This is a genomic window from Pseudoalteromonas sp. CR1, assembly GCF_019392235.1.
In the GTDB taxonomy this organism is placed as follows: domain Bacteria; phylum Pseudomonadota; class Gammaproteobacteria; order Enterobacterales; family Alteromonadaceae; genus Pseudoalteromonas.
Map to the genome: position 1 here is coordinate 47,012 of NZ_JAHXRM010000010.1, position 18,642 is coordinate 65,653.

18 protein-coding genes are annotated in these 18,642 nt (G+C 39.3%); 5 read left to right on the forward strand and 13 right to left on the reverse strand.

Going from position 1 to position 18,642, the window contains the following annotated elements:
- Nucleotides 1-48: 48 nt before the first annotated feature.
- The 5 genes from KZZ04_RS10420 to KZZ04_RS10440 form a co-directional block, all read right to left on the reverse strand.
- Nucleotides 49-942 carry a carbon-nitrogen hydrolase gene (locus KZZ04_RS10420; protein WP_219422679.1) on the reverse strand — a complete coding sequence of 298 codons (894 nt, stop codon included), beginning with the start codon at nucleotides 940-942 and terminating at the stop codon, nucleotides 49-51.
- Nucleotides 939-1,994 carry an agmatine/peptidylarginine deiminase gene (locus tag KZZ04_RS10425; RefSeq protein WP_219422680.1) on the reverse strand — a complete coding sequence of 352 codons (1,056 nt, stop codon included), beginning with the start codon at nucleotides 1,992-1,994 and terminating at the stop codon, nucleotides 939-941. The genes KZZ04_RS10420 and KZZ04_RS10425 overlap by 4 nt, the downstream gene beginning before the upstream one ends.
- 106 nt (nucleotides 1,995-2,100) lie before the next feature.
- Nucleotides 2,101-2,706, reverse strand: a complete 606-nt coding sequence (locus KZZ04_RS10430; RefSeq protein WP_058406036.1) for a PilZ domain-containing protein — start codon at nucleotides 2,704-2,706, stop codon at nucleotides 2,101-2,103.
- A gap of 166 nt (nucleotides 2,707-2,872) precedes the next feature.
- The gene (locus KZZ04_RS10435; RefSeq protein ID WP_138529920.1) at nucleotides 2,873-3,634 is read right to left on the reverse strand and encodes a haloacid dehalogenase type II; all 762 of its coding nucleotides are present in this window, start codon (nucleotides 3,632-3,634) and stop codon (nucleotides 2,873-2,875) included.
- Nucleotides 3,634-4,284, reverse strand: a complete 651-nt coding sequence (locus tag KZZ04_RS10440) for a peroxiredoxin-like family protein (RefSeq protein WP_219422681.1) — start codon at nucleotides 4,282-4,284, stop codon at nucleotides 3,634-3,636. The genes KZZ04_RS10435 and KZZ04_RS10440 overlap by 1 nt, the downstream gene beginning before the upstream one ends.
- Nucleotides 4,285-4,408: 124 nt before the next feature.
- On the opposite strand from KZZ04_RS10440, the gene KZZ04_RS10445 reads away from it, so the two are divergent.
- Nucleotides 4,409-5,296, forward strand: a complete 888-nt coding sequence (locus KZZ04_RS10445) for a LysR family transcriptional regulator (protein WP_219422682.1) — start codon at nucleotides 4,409-4,411, stop codon at nucleotides 5,294-5,296.
- Here KZZ04_RS10445 and KZZ04_RS10450 read toward each other — a convergent pair.
- The gene (locus KZZ04_RS10450; protein WP_219422683.1) at nucleotides 5,276-5,791 is read right to left on the reverse strand and encodes a DUF2937 family protein; all 516 of its coding nucleotides are present in this window, start codon (nucleotides 5,789-5,791) and stop codon (nucleotides 5,276-5,278) included. The genes KZZ04_RS10445 and KZZ04_RS10450 overlap by 21 nt on opposite strands.
- A 120-nt stretch (nucleotides 5,792-5,911) precedes the next feature.
- Here KZZ04_RS10450 and KZZ04_RS10455 point away from each other — a divergent pair, with 120 nt between their 5' ends.
- The 3 genes from KZZ04_RS10455 to KZZ04_RS10465 are packed head-to-tail and all read left to right on the forward strand — an operon-like array spanning nucleotide 5,912 to nucleotide 10,602.
- A complete protein-coding gene (locus tag KZZ04_RS10455; RefSeq protein WP_219422684.1) occupies nucleotides 5,912-6,484 on the forward strand; it encodes an RNA polymerase sigma factor in 573 nt (190 codons plus the stop codon).
- Nucleotides 6,481-7,557, forward strand: coding sequence for a FecR family protein (locus KZZ04_RS10460; protein ID WP_219422685.1), 1,077 nt, complete (start codon nucleotides 6,481-6,483; stop codon nucleotides 7,555-7,557). The genes KZZ04_RS10455 and KZZ04_RS10460 overlap by 4 nt, the downstream gene beginning before the upstream one ends.
- Before the next feature lie 9 nt (nucleotides 7,558-7,566).
- Entirely contained in the window at nucleotides 7,567-10,602 is a 3,036-nt protein-coding gene (locus KZZ04_RS10465) for a TonB-dependent siderophore receptor (protein ID WP_219422686.1), read from the forward strand.
- 88 nt (nucleotides 10,603-10,690) lie between these two features.
- Here KZZ04_RS10465 and KZZ04_RS10470 read toward each other — a convergent pair whose 3' ends face one another.
- From KZZ04_RS10470 to KZZ04_RS10500, 7 genes are all read right to left on the reverse strand, one after another.
- Nucleotides 10,691-11,086, reverse strand: coding sequence for a biopolymer transporter ExbD (locus tag KZZ04_RS10470; RefSeq protein ID WP_219422687.1), 396 nt, complete (start codon nucleotides 11,084-11,086; stop codon nucleotides 10,691-10,693).
- Between the two features lie 251 nt (nucleotides 11,087-11,337).
- Nucleotides 11,338-11,781, reverse strand: a complete 444-nt coding sequence (locus tag KZZ04_RS10475; RefSeq protein ID WP_219422688.1) for a PA2169 family four-helix-bundle protein — start codon at nucleotides 11,779-11,781, stop codon at nucleotides 11,338-11,340.
- 174 nt (nucleotides 11,782-11,955) lie between these two features.
- The gene (locus KZZ04_RS10480; RefSeq protein WP_006794660.1) at nucleotides 11,956-12,894 is read right to left on the reverse strand and encodes a LysR family transcriptional regulator; all 939 of its coding nucleotides are present in this window, start codon (nucleotides 12,892-12,894) and stop codon (nucleotides 11,956-11,958) included.
- 16 nt (nucleotides 12,895-12,910) lie between these two features.
- Nucleotides 12,911-14,629, reverse strand: coding sequence for a bifunctional isocitrate dehydrogenase kinase/phosphatase (gene aceK / locus KZZ04_RS10485; protein WP_219422689.1), 1,719 nt, complete (start codon nucleotides 14,627-14,629; stop codon nucleotides 12,911-12,913).
- Nucleotides 14,630-14,775: 146 nt separating this feature from the next.
- Entirely contained in the window at nucleotides 14,776-15,261 is a 486-nt protein-coding gene (locus tag KZZ04_RS10490) for a DUF4124 domain-containing protein (protein ID WP_219422690.1), read from the reverse strand.
- Nucleotides 15,262-15,360: 99 nt separating this feature from the next.
- Nucleotides 15,361-16,854 carry a DUF3413 domain-containing protein gene (locus tag KZZ04_RS10495; RefSeq protein WP_219422691.1) on the reverse strand — a complete coding sequence of 498 codons (1,494 nt, stop codon included), beginning with the start codon at nucleotides 16,852-16,854 and terminating at the stop codon, nucleotides 15,361-15,363.
- Between the two features lie 4 nt (nucleotides 16,855-16,858).
- The gene (locus KZZ04_RS10500; RefSeq protein WP_006794656.1) at nucleotides 16,859-17,071 is read right to left on the reverse strand and encodes a DUF1414 domain-containing protein; all 213 of its coding nucleotides are present in this window, start codon (nucleotides 17,069-17,071) and stop codon (nucleotides 16,859-16,861) included.
- Between the two features lie 62 nt (nucleotides 17,072-17,133).
- Here KZZ04_RS10500 and yejK point away from each other — a divergent pair, with 62 nt between their 5' ends.
- Complete coding sequence (gene yejK, locus KZZ04_RS10505; protein WP_219422692.1) at nucleotides 17,134-18,150, forward strand: nucleoid-associated protein YejK; 1,017 nt, start codon at nucleotides 17,134-17,136, stop codon at nucleotides 18,148-18,150.
- The last annotated feature ends 492 nt before the right edge of the window (nucleotides 18,151-18,642 follow it).

The window sequence follows — 18,642 nt, forward strand, 5'->3', positions numbered from 1 at the left end:
TATTACTCCATTTGATTGGCTCTTATAAGCTAAGAGCCATTCTTTTAGTTAGTCGCGGTATATTTTTGTAAGGTCGCTGTAGTGATCAATTCGGCGATCACGCAAAAACGGCCAGATACGTCTTACGTTTTCTGAGCGTTTTTGATCAACTTCTACCACTAATATTTGTTCATCGATGTTGTTAGCTTGCGCTAAAAACTCACCCTGAGGCCCAGCAATAAACGAGTTACCCCAAAATTGAATGCCGCTGCTATGTCCGCTTGGGTCCCTCTCGTGGCCAACACGATTACAGCTAATCACCGGTACTCCGTTTGCGACCGCATGAGCACGTTGACTAATAACCCATGCATCTTTTTGACGTGTTTGTTCATCTTTGTCGTCATTCGGATCCCAGCCAATAGCGGTTGGGTAAATTAACAGCTCTGCACCGGCCATTGCCATCAAACGCGCCGCTTCTGGAAACCACTGATCCCAACACACCAACACACCTAATTTACCTACCGATGTTTGAATAGGCTCAAAGCCTAAATCGCCAGGGGTAAAGTAAAATTTCTCGTAAAAACCAGGATCATCAGGTATGTGCATTTTGCGATATTTACCTGCAATGCTGCCGTCTTTTTCAAGCACCACAGCGGTATTGTGGTACAAGCCTGTAGCGCGCTTCTCAAATAATGACGCCACAATAACAATATTGAGCTCTTTGGCGAGTTCACCTAAGGTGTTGCTGCTTGGCCCAGGTATGGTTTCTGCAAGGTCAAATACATCAACGTCTTCGGTTTGGCAAAAATAAAGACTGCGATGAAGCTCTTGCAAAACAACAAGCTGAGCCCCATTTTTTGCGGCTTCCCGAATGGCTTTGATTGATTTAGCCATATTTTCATCAGCGTTATCGCTGTTGCTTTGTTGCACTAAAGCAACGGTTAATTTTGCAGGGCTTGTCATTGTGCTGCTCCAGCTAAAAATCCACGTGGTAATTGCATTGTAATACAGTGTAGGCTGCCAAATTGCTCAATAATGGGTTGGCAATTTACGCCGATTATAGTGTGCTGTGGGTATGCTTTTTGAATCTGTGCTAAAGCACGGTCGTCGTTCACATCGTTGTATATAGGAACAAGCACAGCATTATTAATAATTAAGTAGTTAGCATAGGTTGCAGGTAAGCGCGATTTTTCATCGTCATACACGGCTTTTGGCCATGGTAACTCAACCAAATTATATGGGGTGTTATTAGCCGTTTTAAAGCCTTTTAATTGTTTTTCCATCGCATTAAGCGCGCTGAAATGCTCGTCATTTTCATCATCACATTGTACATATACTAGTGTATTGTTTGGTGCAAATCGGACTAGCGTGTCTATATGGCTGTCGGTATCGTCACCGGCTAAATAACCGTGATCGACCCATAAAAAATCGGTGGCCCCTAAATGCGTTTTTAATAAGGCTTCAATATCGTTAGGTGATAAATTAGGATTACGATTTTTATTAAGCAAACATTCGCTGGTTGTTAGCAATACGCCGTGCTCGTTTATTTCAACACCGCCACCTTCAAGCACCATATCTAGTGCTTGATAATCATTGTTAGCGTGGCTTAGCTGCTCAACTACTGCCTTATTGATTTGATTATCAAGTGCGCTTTCAAATTTATTGCCCCAGCCGTTAAACGTAAAATCATAGATTTTTAGTTTAGTCTCATCGCTTATATTTGCACACGTTAGTGGGCCGTGATCGCGTGCCCAGGTATCATTAGTAGGTGTTACAACAAAATAAACACGTTCTAATTTAATACAGGCATGAGTGAGTAGAGCAGTAATATGTGTTTTTAAGGCTTCGTTATGAGCAACAACAACTAACGATTGGTAGTGTGTTATATGTTTTGCAAGCTCAACATAGACAGGCTCAACACGGGCTAAATTATCAGCCCAATCGGTATGTTCATGCGGCCAAGTAAGCATAACAGCGTCTTGCTCGGCCCATTCAGGTAAAAGTCTAAAGTTCATGGAATTTTTATACAAATAGAGATACTGCTAGTTTAGCAGCTGTGTTACTTCCAAGTCACTTGAAAAATCGGTTTGCTTTAGCAAGTTAAATTTACTGCAAATACAATTATTCAGTGATTGAATCGTCAGATGTTTGTTCTAGTTCTTGGCGCTTTTTTAGTTGGCGCGTTTGCGCGTGCAAACTTGCTCTGACTACTAATTCTTGATCAGTGTTTCTGATAGCGGTGAACAGCACGGTGTATTGGTAATGATCGTTGTCTTGCTTTTCTATAGCTACAACCTCGGTGTAACAATACACAGCTGATGCTTCATGATGCAAAAAAAGTTTTGTCCTAAATGATTGCCCAATTGAATATACATCAGACGATGTAAATCTAATACCGCCGCCGCCATAACTATCGCAGTGTATAGCATTTTCCTGCGCTTGTTCAGAGGCTAAAATGTGGCTCATAATTAAATCTATTTTTCGCGATTGCGCTTGTAAAAACGCGGCAAGCTCTTGCGCTACATCGCCTAAGTTTCGAAGTGGGCGTAATGAGCTTTGTTCAAGTTCACTCACTTCATTAGCTAATCTAAAAAGAGGCGGAATATCATCATCAAGTGCTAGCTGAGATTTAGGTACTTGCTCATTGGGTACAGCAAACAAATTAACCCTAATGCTCTCGTTTATTTGAAAATACTCTTCAAACTCGCTTAATCTTTGACTATTCATAATTATCTCCACGACGTGATATTTAAATAGTAGCGTTGTGAGGGGTAAATTGCTAGCAGTTAAAATCGCTAAATACGTTGTTTATACGCGGTTTTTAGTGATAAAAAAGCGGTCAAACTCTTCCTGAGATTGGCCGCTTGGGTATTGATTTTGTAAGTAACGCTCGTTATTTAAGTAGAGCGGCTAATTCATGTAAATCTTTCACAACGTGATCAGGTTTTTTCGCAAGCGGATATAACGCTTTACCTGGGCGTGCAATAAAGGTTGTTTGTAAGCCCGCTTGTTTAGCACCCGCTACATCCCAACCATGCGCAGCAATCATCATAGCCTCGTTGGGTGCTACGTTTAACTTTTTAAGTACCCAGTCGTAGGCACGTAAATCAGGTTTATATATTTTAATATCTTCAATGCTGTAACGCGCGTCAAAATATGACAACAAACCTGCATTTTCAAATTGAGTTTTAACCCCTTTATTTGACGAATTAGTTAAGCTTACTAACTTATAGCCTTGCGCTTTGAGTTTTGCCAGTCCATCTTTCACATCGCTGTGCGGCGGTAGTGATAACAGCGGCGTAACGATGGCTGTTTTAGCTTCCTCGTTGGTAATATTAATATTGTTATTCTTTGCCACCATAGCTAGTGACGCTACACCAATTTGGCCAAAGTCATGGTAATCACCGGTTACTGTGTCTACCAGCGAGTTGTGTAACATGGTTGAAAACCACAAAGGCAGTAAATCTTCTCTGCCACCTAATGCTTTTCCTATTGAGGTGCGCATACTGGTTAGGTCGAGCAAGGTTTCGTTTACATCAAAAATAAGTACTTTTGGTTTGTCTTTACTTTCTTCTGCATTTACTGAACTTACTAATAAGCTAGCTGCTAAAGTAAGGGGTAGTGTGAGTAATTTTAATGATTTTAGTAAAGGCATTATTTTTTTTCTCCATCGAGTGCGGTCATCACATCGCTCGGCTCTGCACGCAATGTGTAATCTTCGTTTAAGAACGCGTATGTAATGATGCCATTTTGGTTAATTACATAGGTTGCAGGAAGGGGTAGCTGGTAAGTTTTGTCGCCGTAGGTTTGTTCAAAATCAATCCCAAAGCCGGTATATAACTCTTGAATACGTCTATCGAGTGTGAACAACAAGCCAAATTGCTGTGCAACCTTATTACCAACATCTGAGAGCACATCAAACTCGAGCTCATTTTTTTGGGCAGTCGTTAAGGTTTGATCTGGTAGCTGAGGAGAAATTGCCACCAATTGGGCGCTCTTAGTTTTAAATTGAGGTAAATAATCATTCAGTGCTTTTAATTCTAAATTACAATACGGGCACCAGGCACCACGGTAAAAACTAATCACTACTGGGCCTTTTTTTAATAAATCTACCAGTTCTACATTTTTGCCTAGATGGTTTGCCAAGGTAAAATTTTCTACCTTATCGCCTACCTGTAGGGCATTGTTTTTTATGTCCTGAGCAATTAATTCTTCGTTCGTTGTATTCATTAATGCTAAAACGTCTGCGGGTAAATTAGCTTCTTTTTGAACATTAAATGCATCTATTTGTGCTTTTAAACTCATGGCTTAGTCTCATCAATTATTAAATTATATAAAAAGTATATGGTTTTAAATATTTAAATAAACATTGCAAAACTGAAAGCTTCATTCGAAAATATTAAACATTGAAAAGACACTGTGGTTTTTTATGTACAGTTTAAGTGACCTAGAAACGTTTATTGCCGTGGTTGAAAATAAAGGGGTGTTGGCAGCTGCTCGTGAACAGCGTTTATCACCTGCAACGGTGAGTCACCGCTTAAGTAAATTAGAGCGAGAGCTAGCTACTGTGCTTGTGTTTAGAGACAGCAGACGCGTTCGCTTATCCCCAGCGGGAGAAATATTCTATACCCGTATTGGTGCCATAATTGAAGCATTACGCGATGCAGAGCACAGTATTGGCGCACGAAGTTCATCAGTAAGTGGATTATTGAGAGTCACCATGCCACCTTGGGTTTTCTCTAAATATGTAATGCCTAGGCTTAATGAATTTGAGCACGCTTTTCCAGATCTAAAGCTAGACTTTTTAATAACCGATCAATTTGTAAACGTGGTTGATGATGCGCAAGATGTGGCTATTCGTGTAGGGCAATTAAATGATTCAGGATTGCTTTCGCGTAAAATAGTCAATAACAGTCGTATATTATGCGCCGCACCCAGCTATATAAAAAAGCATTCAATGCCAACAACCATTACTGAGTTGGAAAAACATTTTTGGGTCTGCCTACCATGGCAACGCCAGTTAAAGCTTTATGATGCCCAACAAAAAATTCACACATTTAATGCACAAACACGTTTTACTATTTCAAACTCCGACAACATGACACAAGCTGCCATTGCGGGTCATGGCATTGCTATAAAATCAAGACTTGCCATAAATGACGAACTTAAAAATGGCGCATTAGTAGAAGTGATGCCAAACGTATTGGCACAAAGCGATGCCCCTGTATGGTTTTTACGGCCACAAAATAGTTTAACAACTCGAAAAACAGAGGTATTTTTTGATTTTATGAAATCGTTATTCACATGCACCGACTAATCGGTGGTAAGTGCGCTTAATTACAGCCATCAACAAAAAGCCTGTAAGTTCTGCAATAAATGCAATGATTATTGCAAAGATAATTGCTGCTGTAATAGAGTCTGTTTTTAAAATTATTTGCCCTTCAAAACGTTGCCATACTTGCTGTTTTATAGTGTGTAGCTCGCTGGTAAGTGTAAACAGATAAGGCGAGCTTGAAAACGCATCAACAGCCTTTGCCAACGTTTGCTGACGCTGGCTGAGAGTTTGAATATGATTGGCACCTTTACCGACAATTTCATCGCCTAAATTTTCATAGTGTTTTATTAATTTGGTTAGGTCGTTGTTAAAGTATTTTTTGGCGTCCTTTTGAAAAGGTGCAATCGCATTATTTGCCTCAACTAATTGAGCGTTTAATGCTTGGCCAAAATCACTGACAAATGCAGGTATTTGCACGCCTAAAAGCAGCCCGCAAGCAAAAAAACTCAGTCGGATGTAGTCTAAAATTTTACCCATGAATACCCCTAATAAAAAAATATGACATTTATACAACTAAAAATTTACATTTAACTAGTTTTTTATATTCAAAACTCGTAATCTTACGGTAACAAAAATAACAACAGGTGTTTACTAAACATGACCCAAAAGAATAAATTTGCGTCAACATTTGTTGATATTTCAAGCCAACTTAAACGCTTTGTTTCTCGAATAGTACAGCCCGATGACGTAGACGACATTGTGCAAGAAACATTTATAAAAAGCTACGAGGCTGATTTAAAACAAGATATTCAATACACCCGTAGTTACATGTTAAAAACCGCTAAACATTTAGCATTAAACCATGTGGCTAAGTGGGACAACAAATTTAATGATTCGCTTGATGATGACAGCGAATTACCTGTGTTGCTAAAGTCAATGCAGCTTGAAGACGAATACACGTCCAAAGAGCGTTTTTTACTGTTTTGCAGAGCAACAGAGCAATTAAGTCCATCAACCCGTAAATGTTTTATACTAAAAAAAGTATATGGCATGAGCCAAAAAGAGATCGCAAGCGAGATGCAGCTTAGTCAGAGTACTGTTGAAAAACACATTGCTAAAGGGTTATTAAAAACCATGCTTTACATGCGCGAACACGATCAAAGCCAAGTGGCAAAAACTAATCACGACAATTCTCTTCATCCGTTAACAGTAAAGAGGGTTGCAAAATGAGCAATGTTCATCAATTTACTTCAAAAGATTTAATTTTAGAAACGGCATGTGACTGGATCAGTGCCATTGACCGTGGCTTATCAAAAGATGAAAAAGAGCAGTTTACATTGTGGATGATGCAAAGCAACGCTCACCAAGATGCACTTTACGAGCTAGCTCACCTATGGGATGAAATATCTGTTTTAAACGAGCTCAGTCATTTATTCCCTCATCGTAATAGTAAGCAACCTAAAAAAAGATGGCTGGTTTCAACGTCTATTGCAGCCAGTTTATTTGCAGCACTTATGGTGTGTAGTTATCTATTAATTAATTTAGAAAACGGTTATAGCCAACAGTTAGCAAAAGTTAATTACACTAAAATTTATAAAACCAAAGTTGGCGAGCAAGCAACTTACGCATTACCCGACGGCACCATTGTGCAATTAAATACAAATAGTTTATTAGAAGTCGCTTATAGCAAAGGCCGCAGACAACTATTGCTCAATAGGGGGGAAGGTCGATTTAACGTTGCTAAAGATGCATCTCGCCCATTTAGTGTAATGGCTGGCAATAAAAGTTTTACAGCATTGGGTACTGTATTTAATGTTCAGCGCAATACATCTTCCCACTTAGAGCTGGTGGTAACCGAAGGCAAAGTAATGATCACCGATCCGAGTGTAGCAGTTGATGCCAGCGACTTTAAAGCCTATCAGTTAGCTGATAAAAATGCAGAAAAAATACGCCAAATTAATGCCAATATAGTTACCTCTGGCGAAAAGGCTGTTATAGAAAAAAGCATCACTAAGCCAATCACTCAGCTTTCTATTGATGATGTTGAACGTGATTTAGCTTGGCAAAATGGCATGCTTGTTTTTAATGGTGAACCGCTTAGCGACGCTTTAAATGAAGTGAGCCGTTATACCTCTACACGCTTTAAATTATCGTCAGAAGAACTTGCGTCTATAAAAGTAGCCGGTGTGTTTAAAGCAGGCGACGTGACTGGTCTGTTAGAAAGTTTACACACTAACTTTTCTATTAGTCATGAACGCCAAGGTAAACACACAGTAACGCTTACGCAAAATACAAAATCATAAGAAGCAGCTATGCAAATCAGACATATGTTAGATAAAGTTGCATCTTTAAATCCTACACGTAAAAAAAAGATTAAAAAAAAGAAACAAAACCATAGAGGATTTTTGTTTGCCAGCTGTTTATATACAGTGCGCAGTAACCAATTGCATTTATTGAGTGGTTTATGTGTGTTTGCACCCGCTATGTTTAGCCTAAGTGTGCAAGCCGCAAGTCAAACTACCGGGCAAATGGTGCAATTTGATATAAAAGCGCAGCGAGCAGACAAAGCCTTAATTGAATTTGCTAAACAAACCAAGCAAACCGTGGTGTTTTCATACGAGTTAGCTAAAGAATATGAAGCAAATTCAGTCTATGGATTTTATACCCAACTAGATGCGCTGGAGGCATTATTGGTAGGGACTGAGCTCGATGCGGTTGTTGATCAAAATGGATTACTGAGTATAAAACTCAAACAAATCAACAGGAATGATAACAACATGATGAAGCTTTCAGCAGTCAGTGCAGCAGTATTACCGGCATTACTGGCGGTAAATTCTCAAGGTGTAAATGCAGCAGAAGACGTTGCCCAAGAAAAAATCGAAAAAATTGCAATTGTTGGTAGCCGTGTAGCAGGGCGTTCGGTTGAAGATTTACCCGTTCCGGTCGATATTTTAAGTGCTGAAGCACTTGAAAATACAGGCCAGACTGAAGTGGGCCGTATGCTACAAGCAATTGCGCCTTCATTTAACTTTTCAAGTTCATCTATCAGCGACGGTACAGATGCATTAAGACCTGCAACATTACGCGGTTTAGGTCCCGATCAAACATTGGTATTGATCAACGGTAAACGTCGTCATCAAGCTAGCATTATCCATATTAATACCTCGGTTGGTCGTGGTACTGCGGGTACCGATATGAATGCTATTCCGGCTTCTGCAATCAAACGTATTGAAGTTCTTCGCGACGGTGCAGCTGCTCAATATGGGTCTGATGCAATTGCAGGTGTTATCAATATTGTATTAAAAGATGGCAATGAAGGTGGTAAAGCTGCAATTAACTACGGTGAATACTCTGAAGGTGACGGCGAAACAGTTAATGTTGATTTCAACAAAGGTTTTGCACTCGGTGACAACGGCTACTTAAATACAACTATTAATTACCGTGATCGTGCGCCAACTAATCGTGCAGGTTTGCATGGTTCGTGTCAGTTTTACGGCTGTGAAGAACTCAGCGATGGCACATTGCTGGCAGGTGACCCACGTGAATTAACAGCTGATCGTAATACATTTAGGATTGGTGATGCTGATTCGCAACAGTTTGGTTTAACCGTAAATACGGGCTATGAACTAGGCGATGGCGAATTATATGGATTTATCACGTATTCAACACGCGACAACGAATCTGCCGCGTTTTTCCGTCATAATGCTAATGCGGGTGGTAACCCAGTATTGCAAGATGGCGACGCAACAATTCCACTTGGCTTTTTACCAAAAATAAACACCACCATTGATGATATTTCTTACAACTTTGGTTACAAAACAGAGTTTGATAACGATTCAAGCCTTGATTTATCGTACACGTACGGTGAAAACAGTATCGACTACACAACAAGCGATACAATTAACGCTTCATACGCTAACTTTTTACGTTACGAACAGGGTCTAAGTGCGGCTGACATTCGTTCGACCATCCCGCGTGAAGCGTATGCTTATGGCATGGAATTGTCTCTGCAAACAATTAATTTAGATTTTACTCAAAACTTTGACGATTACTCGCTAGCAATGGGCGCAGAAATGCGTACCGACGAGTACCGTATTTTAGCTGGTAATGAGTATGCTTATCGTGATTACGATACAAATAACGGCGTAAGCATTTACAGTGGATTAAGTGGCGGTGTTGGCAGCGAAAACGCGTCTGGCGGCACGCAAGGTTTTGGTGGTTCGTCACCTGCATCATCAGTAGATGAATCTCGAGATGTGATTTCGTTTTATTTAGACGCTGAAGCATATGTTATTGAAGACGTAATTTTATCGGGCGCACTTCGTTACGATAACTACAAAGGATTTGGTGACACGGTTAACTTTAAGTTAGCGGGTAACTGGGCAATTACAGACGATATTTCATTACGTGGTGCGTTAAGCTCAGGCTTTAGAGCGCCGTCTATGCAACAACTTTACTTTAACAACATCAGTACACAGTTTGTTGTAGGTCCAAATGGCACATTAGTAGCCGAAGAAGTGGGAACGTTCAGAAACGACTCTACACTGGCACAAAGTTTAGGTATTCCAAAACTTAAAGAAGAAAAATCTCAAAACCGTAGCTTAGGTATTGTATATAACGTAACAGACAGCATTAACGTAACGGTAGACTACTACTCAATCGATATTGACGACCGAATTGTTATCAGTAACCGTTTGGGTAAAGGACTTTCTACTAGTTTAGACGCCGCGCTTGTTAGCTCTGGTGCTGGTGCAGGCCAGTTTTTCTTAAACGGTGCAGACACAGAAACAAGCGGTATAGATTTTGTTGCAACCTACAATACCGAAGGGTTTGGTGGCACACTTGATTTTACCCTTGCTGCTAACTTTACAGAAACTGAAGTTGTTTCGTTATTTACACCATCAGGTTCAGGTCTTGAAACTGTGCCAGTTGAAAGCGTGTTTTCAGATCAAGAAATTTCGATTATTGAAGAATGGCAACCAGAAGATCGTATTAACTTAAGTGCGCTTTATCAAAATGAAGACTGGACCGTTAATCTGTCGCTAAATCGCTTTGGTGAATACACAGTAGAAGACGGTGGTCGTCAAACTTACGGTGCCGAAATACTAACAGACGTAAAAGTTAATTACTTTATTAACGAAAACCTATCTGTGAATGTGGGTGCTAATAACTTGTTTGATGTATACCCAGACAAAAATGAAATTGGTAACTCTCGTACAGGCACAATTGTAGACGCTAACGGCAATACTGTTGTAAGTAGTAATGGCGTGTTTGAATACTCTCGTCGTTCAGCACCTTTTGGCTTTAACGGCGCATACTACTATGTAGGCGCAGAGTACCGCTTTTAATAACTAACTCTCCCTTTCGTTATTTAACTCAAAGGGCCGAAAGGCCCTTTTTTTGGTTTTATATTTAACACTGACTAGCTAATAGGTTTTAATTAGAAACTAAGCTAATTGCGTAGTTATCATACTCTTTAATGTTATTCATCACCTTCATCAGCGTATTGTGTTTACTGTTTTCATCTGCTTTTATAAGCACCGAACTTATTTCATATTTAGCTGCAAACATGGCTAAGTTGTTCGACACTTGCTCTAAGTCAATTAACCTATCTGAAAAGTAAACGCCGTTATTTGCATCAATACTGAAAACTGCATTTTTGCTTTGTTTTTCAATACTTGGCTTGTCTAATGGGCGGTTTAATTCAATGGCGACGGGTTTAACAAATGAGGTAGTAACAATAAAAAATATGAGCAGTATGAACACAATATCAAGCATTGGGGTCATGTCTACGTCGGCGTTATTTTGCAGTTTAGCTGTTTTATTTTTCATATTGGACCTTACTATTTTAATTAAAGCTGCGGCGCCACAGCGAGGTTTTTAGGATCCTATTAACAAAACTAGCACAGCTGAAAAATAATACAGTTAAATAAATATTCTAATAATATTAAATATTTGTATAAAATATGTTCTAACATGTAACTAAAACATATTCATGATTTTTGAGTAATAAAAAACCCAGCCTGTCGCTGGGTTTGTATGGGGAATAATTTACTGAATAGCTAAAAAACAATTCAGGTTATTTAGCTTTTTTGCATTCGGCTCATTTCAGCATGACAACTTTGCATTGTAAGGAGTGTTGCGGCAAGCGCGGCTTCACAATCGGCAGGTTGTGGTTTATCCATAGCTTCTTTAATTTCCGCTAAGGTTTTGTCCTCAACCTCTTCAAGCTCGCTTACATAGGTGCTGTCGTTGTTTGAACTAAACGTGGTAAGAAGCGCGGTGTATGCTCTGCGTGCTTCAACAGCAAATGACGACCCTTCTTCTCGCTCGCCTTGCTCGTTTATAGCATAGGGTTGCAGGCGTTCAATACTTACTCTGCGCGCATCAATCATGCGCTGAAATAGTGCCCCTATGGCGGGGTCTTCAATATTCTCTTGTGCTTTTTGGTAAAAATCGATACCGCTGTTCATTACTTGGATGATGTCTGAAATATGATTAGCGTCTGTTCCTTGAAGGGTGTTCATAATGACCTCTTTAATGTTATGAATGAAACTTATCATAACTAAAGCAAGAGCCATTCCATTTTAAATGGCGGAGTTAAGTAACTGATATTTATATGTATCTAGAGTTTATAAAAATAACTAGGCGAAAAAACACTATGACGCCTAGCAAATCTTACAAATAATCGTGTAATAAATTTATTTTAGTTCATCGGCCACTTCAGCTACTTTTTGACGAAGCCAAATATGGCTAGCATCTCTGTGCAGCAGTGGGCTCCAAATCATGTCTAATTCAAAAGGAGGAATAGGAAATGGTGGCTCTAAAATTTTAAGACCGGCATCGTCTAAATAAATATTAGCCGCTTTTGATGGCAAAGTAGCGACTAAGTTTTGCTCTTTTGCCAAGTGAATGGCGACATGGTAGTTACGTGTAAATGTGGCAATGTTTCTATGTTTACCAAAATGAGCAAGTGCTTCATCAACCCACCCCAGTTTTTGCACATCTTTTGGATCCATACCAACGCCCACGCCAAAGCCTGTTTTACTTACCCATATGTGGCGAGCTTTTAGGTAGCTATCAAGACTGAAGTTTTCGATTATTGGGTTATCGGCTTTTACCAGGCAGCAAAAGCTGTCTTTCCAAATACGCTTATGGTGAAACGATTGCGGAAGATTTTCAAAACGGTTAATTGCCATATCTACTTTACCGTTTTCAACATCGTGAAAAGTCACGTCGCTTGGTGTGAGTATATCTAACGTTGTATCTGGGGCTTCTTCGTGCAGTTTGCTTAGTAGTTTTGGTGCAAGTGTACTGGCTGCATAGTCACTGGCCATTATCCTGAATACACGTTTACTTTGGCTGGCTTCAAACTCTCTGTTTGGTGCGAGTGTTTCTTCAAGCGTCATGAGTATGCCACGAATGACGGGTTGTAACTCAATGGCACGTTCTGTTGGCACCATGCCATCGCTAGTACGAACTAAAATAGGATCGTTAAAAAGGTTACGAAGGCGCTTAAGGCCGTTACTCATAGCTGGTTGTGTAATGCTTAACTGATTTGCAGCGCGTGTAACGTTGCACTCACGAAGTAGTGTATCGAGGTATACAAGTAAGTTTAAATCTATTTTGCTTATGTTCATGTGTGTGTCCTTGCGCCTACCAGTGATGGATAAAACGCTGTGCTGTCGGGTACGGGTAAATATGATTTATTAGGCCATTTTTTATATTTTGTTGCGCCTGCTTCCAAAAGTTAACATCAATCAGTTCAGGGTGTGTGCTGATTAAAAACTGTTTGTATGTCGGGTTTGGCGTCACAAATGTGCAAAGTTGCTCAGGAAAAACGTCCTGCGGGGCAACAGAGTAGGTTTGCTCATCCATTAAGTAATCATCGTAGCTTTTGGCCTTGGGCAACGCTCTAAAATTCATGTCTGTTAAATATTGCACTTCGTCGTAATCGTAAAAAATAATGCGCTTGTGTTTACTTACACCAAAGTTTTTTAATAGCATATCGCCAGGAAAAATATTAACCGCTATCATTTCTTTTAAAGCTTGGCCGTATTCTTCTATCGCATCAGCAGCACTTGCGTCGTCAGCATTTTCTAAAAATAAGTTTAATGGTGTCATGCGTCGCTCAATATACAAATGCTTTATGATCAGCCAATCACCTTCAATGACCATAGACGAGCCAATCGTTTTATGAAGTTGCTCAAGTAAATTACTATCAAAGCGTGCTAAAGGAAATACGACGTTTGAATACTCTATTGTGTCGGCCATTCTACCAACCCGGTCATGACTTTTAACGAGTTGATAACGTTTTAAAACTGTGTCGCGACCAAACGGTTTACTCTCACCAAACTTGTCTTTAATTACCTTAAATACATAACCAAAAGAAGGGAGCGTAAATACCATCATCACCATACCCGGTGTACCTGGTGCAATGGTAAATTCATCATTTGAATGTGTTAAATGATTCAAAAACTCACGATAAAACTCAGTTTTTCCCTGCTTATGAAAACCGATTGCATTATACAGCTCTGCAATTGTTTTATTGGGCATTAACTCATTTAAAAAGCGTACAAGTGCTGAAGGAGCGTGTGTTTCAACCATAAAGTAAGCGCGGGCAAAGCCAAAAATAACACGCATCTGTGACGATTTAGTGAGTAGGGCATCTAAATATAAGCCTTTATCCTCGTGGTGGAGAACAGCAATAATAAAAGGTTGCACACCACTTTCAGATACTACCCGCCCAACAATATAAGCGGCCTTATTACGATAAAACGCGGTATGTAAAATATCAAAGCGCATTTTCCACGGTTGATGATGCGTGTCAGGCGCTTGCTTATAAAATGCTTTAACTAGCAGACGAATATCGCGCTCTAAATCAACAAACGGGGCTTTAAAGTCAAAGTGATTAATAATGCGTTTAATTGTGGGCTTAAGGCCATCAACAACTGGAAAATAACTTCGGTATTCTGACTCAACAGGAACCGATGGCGCATCTTTTAGCGTGGCTTGTACAAATATAAAATCGTTATGAAAATAACGCCTATGGTAAAGCCTGCAAAACACCGAATTATAAAATGTTTCGGCAAGTTCAGCCTGAGGGTGAAAACATAAAAATTGTTGATATAGTTTTTTAACTTCAAGCCAAAGGACTTCGTCGAGTTCGTGCGAAGGGTGATCTTGTTTTAAGGTCTGTATTGTTTCGTTAACGCGCTCATCGTAGTAACTAATACGCAAACGGCTAATATCATTAATTGCTTGCCAGTCTTGCTTGGCAAACGCAAGGGGCGCTTGAGCGGTTATTTTTTGAAAAAGCTGATAGTGCTTTTTAAAGCCAGTTAAAATTAATTCAGCAATATTACGTGGCTGCATTCGCACTCCTTATTACACAGTAGAGCTTATACTCTATTTTGTTAAGGGTATGTTATTTTAGGTTTAAAACCAAGCTAAATTAATAGGGACTAAATTTTTCAATTAACTAAAAGTGCACATTGTAAACTGAATATAGTGGCGATTAATTACTCTTTTTTATAACGTTCGATTTTTTTCTCAAGTTTTTTAATTCGTTTGGTAATGGTAGATACATCTTTTTTATATTCTTTATTTATTAACTTAAGCTTTTTAGTGATGTCTTTTGAAATTCGCTTTTTATCGTCGTCAGCCAAAATATGATTTAAGCGCTCCTTTTGTTTGTATTCATTACGTTGCTTGTCTCTGTCGAGAATAGCAAGCTTATGATTATTACTGCGCAGCTCTGCCTCTAAGCCTTTTAAAATTTGCTCTCGTTCAAGTGCATTTAATTGTTTTGAATAATTAGCATCAGGCCCTGACTCTGTGACGTTAGTAGTAGTCACTTTATAAGCCGTTGCTTGGCTATCACAAGGGAACTGAGAAAAGGTAGTGCCTTTTTCGGTCACGCATTTATAGTAGGTGGTTGCGTTGCAATCGCTACTTAAAAAACACATGCAGGCAAATAGTACAGCAGAAGAAGTAAATTTAGACATAACAGCCATCCATGAACGTAGTTTATTTTGTTAAGTCATTAACAGGTAATAAAACTATAACCTAGCTTGGCAGTATCGCAAGCTAGGTTAATACTCAGGCTATTCAGAAAAGGTTTTAAGCTTTTTAATGCTTTGCACTAAAAAAGGAATATCTAAGCGCTGTTCGATAGAAAAACCTTCAGCGGCAGAAATGTTTTTAAAGTTACCATCTGAATCAATTAAGGTGATTCGATCTTTTTTATAAGCAATTACAACACCTTGGCTGTAATTAACGCCCATATCATCTTTTTTCTTGTATAAATTTACACCGAGCATTGCTTGTTTAGCAATGGCGCTGCAGTTTAAGTATTTGCCAACACTCGTTGTAATTAAATCACTAGGTTGTATCAGCCCATTTATTTCAGCAATGTTTTTATCAGAAGTATATAAGGTTGATGTAGTGACTACTTCAGCGTTGTCGCTTGCTAAACTAAAGGCAAAAACATGCGTGTTGTCGCGTGGCGCTTGCTCGTCGTTCCCTTTAATAACTCTAATGGCATTATTAGTATGAGCTTGATCATTAATAAAGCTGAGGTTATCAATACCCACAACTTCAATACTACGGCGTTGACTCTGCCAAGCTGGAAGTACTTGCTCTTGTAAGATAGCGGCTTTGTAATACGACGGTAAACCATATACTAAACCAAACAGCATATCGTCATGGTTAGTAGGTTGTAAAAATAGATCTGTTTTATGTAGCTCTTTGTTGTTATTTGCAAACTTCACTAGTTGTGCATCGGTTTCAAACACAAAAATATCTACGTTGGCTTGAGTAAACTCGTCACACTTAGCAAGTGGTGCCGGTGCTTGGTAATTAATATTTTGGTTACTAATTTTTACGCTATGAGCTTGGTTGTAAGTTTCTATGTCAAGCAAGTCATTTTTAGCCAGTAAGCTTTTAGCGGTAGTTGGGTACGAAAGCGGCAACACGTTATCTTGCTTGGTAATATCAAATTTTAAGTTAGCGTCTGCCCAAATATGAATGCTGTGGCTAAATGCAAAACAAAGCACTAAAAATGAAATAGCGTAACGTGCGAATTTTAACTGCTTTAAGCGTGCCAAATGGTGCCAAGTATAATTGCTTACGACTAATTGAAAACCTAAAATCAATAACACAATACCGCCTGCAAGAAACGTAGTAAGTGCCGGGGAGGTGGTTAAGCGGTTCCAAAGTAAAGAAATAATTTCGGGCAGGGCCGATGGGTTTAAATGATAACCCAAGTTAACATATACATAAGCGTCTAAAGTTAACAAAGACGCGCCAAAGGTGGCTATAACAGCTGCCATGCCACGAATATGGCGTGGGTAAGGAAACACTAAACTTAAAGGAAATACCGTCAGCACAAACGCTAAAAAGGCAATAAAGCTAGTATGGCTAAGCCATGTTACTAGCATATAGGTAATGCCCATAAAGCTTGTAGGAGGCGAGTCAGCAAATAAATAGCTTAAGCTAATTAGTAGCGCTAAACCTATGTTGGCAAAGGTAAACCAATGCCCCCAGCTTAGCAACTGACTTGCTTTTGATGAAAACTGATTGTGCTGCGATAAATTCATGTGTTTATTTAACCGACTGTGAAAGTGCTTTTGCAAAGTTCTCAGTTACAGCTTGTCTTTTCCCTGTTGGTACATGCTCTTTTAGGATATGCGTGATAGAATTTCCTAAACACATAAGACTTAAATCAACCGGTGCTTTGTGTTGAGTTAGCACATCAATAAGCTGGTCGACGATTTGTTCTACTTCTTCATTAGAGTATTTTGATAAGATTGGCATCAGTTGGTTCAATAAAATAGTTATATTCCCGTATTTTAACACTTGAGGCGTGAAAAACAAAGATGACAACAGACGTTAAAAAATTAGTCGTTCATTATGTAGACAAAAAAGATGACGATACGCAAATTCACCTTCGCAACGACGAAATGATCATTAATGATAAAGTCGCTGTTTTTATCGAACAATTACACCATGCATTCACGGGTAAGCCAGGTAAAGGTTACTGCGCCTTTAGTGGCGAAAAAAACAGTATTGTTGCGTCGTCTATGCAAAGTTACCGCAATAACGAGCTGGGCTTTTGGCACTTAACTGAGCAAGCATCTACCGTATTAAAAGAAGAGCTAGATAAATACGCATTTAACGAAACAGGCTATTTGGTATTTTGTCATTACCAATACGTGGCTACCGATTATATGCTAATTGCGATGATTAATATTAAAGAGCATTACTCAATGACCTCTGAGCTAGATTTAGCAGCCTCGCGTCATCTTGATATTTCTCGTATGCAATTAGCAGCGCGTATAGATTTAACCGCTTGGGATACACAACCTGAAGATAATCGTTACATTTCGTTTATAAAGGGCAGAGCGGGGCGAAAAGTTGCTGACTTTTTCTTAGATTTTTTAGGTTGTGAAGAAGGTGTAGATCCTAAACAACAAAGCCAAGTCATGCTAAATGCGGTAGAGGACTATTTATCAGAGCAACAGTTCGATAAATCAGAAAAAGATGATTTACGTAAGCAGGTGTTTGATTACTGCAATGACTGTGTAACTACCGGCGAAGAAGCAAGCGTAAGTGAACTTTCAGCCGCTATTTCAAAAGGTGACGACAGCCCGTTTGACAGCTTTTGCAAAGACCAGAGTTACGATTTAGAAGAAACGTTCCCAGTCGATAAAAAAACCGTAACTAGTATGGTTAAATTTTCAGGTTTAGGCGGCGGTGTGAGTGTAAGCTTTGAGCGCAAGCATTTAGGTGAGCGTGTTACATACAACGAAGCAACAGACACGTTGGTGATTAAAGGTATTCCGCCAAACCTTAAAGACCAACTGCAACGCTTTATGGAAAGTGAAGGCGAATAAGCCCTGTACTGAGTTAACAAACCGATTAAAAGCGCGATATTCATATCGCGCTTTTTTTTACCTGTTACGCCAATAGTTAATTTAAAGCTAGTTGTTAATTTCGTACCTATAAATAGATTAAAGATCCTAATTGTAAAAAGAGTAGTAAATGAGGGGCAAATGAGCAGACAAGTAAAATTAAGCCTTTTTTCATTTTTCTTAAGCGCAGTTTCTTATAAATATAATATTACCACCGAGAACACCGAGGCGCTGCGCGCTTCACAGAGAAGACAATAGCCCTTAAATCACTACTCCTTGGTGACAAAATCACTTAGCAATGTACGGTGTAAAGTTTGAGTTGGTTTTGTAGACGTAGAGCTTGCTCACGTTAGAAGCGCAGCTTCTTGTTACTTATAAAAAATATGACCACCGAGAACACCGGGGCGCTGCGCGCTTCACAGAGAAGACAATAGCCCTTAAATCACTTCTCATTGGCTTCTCCTTCACTTCTCG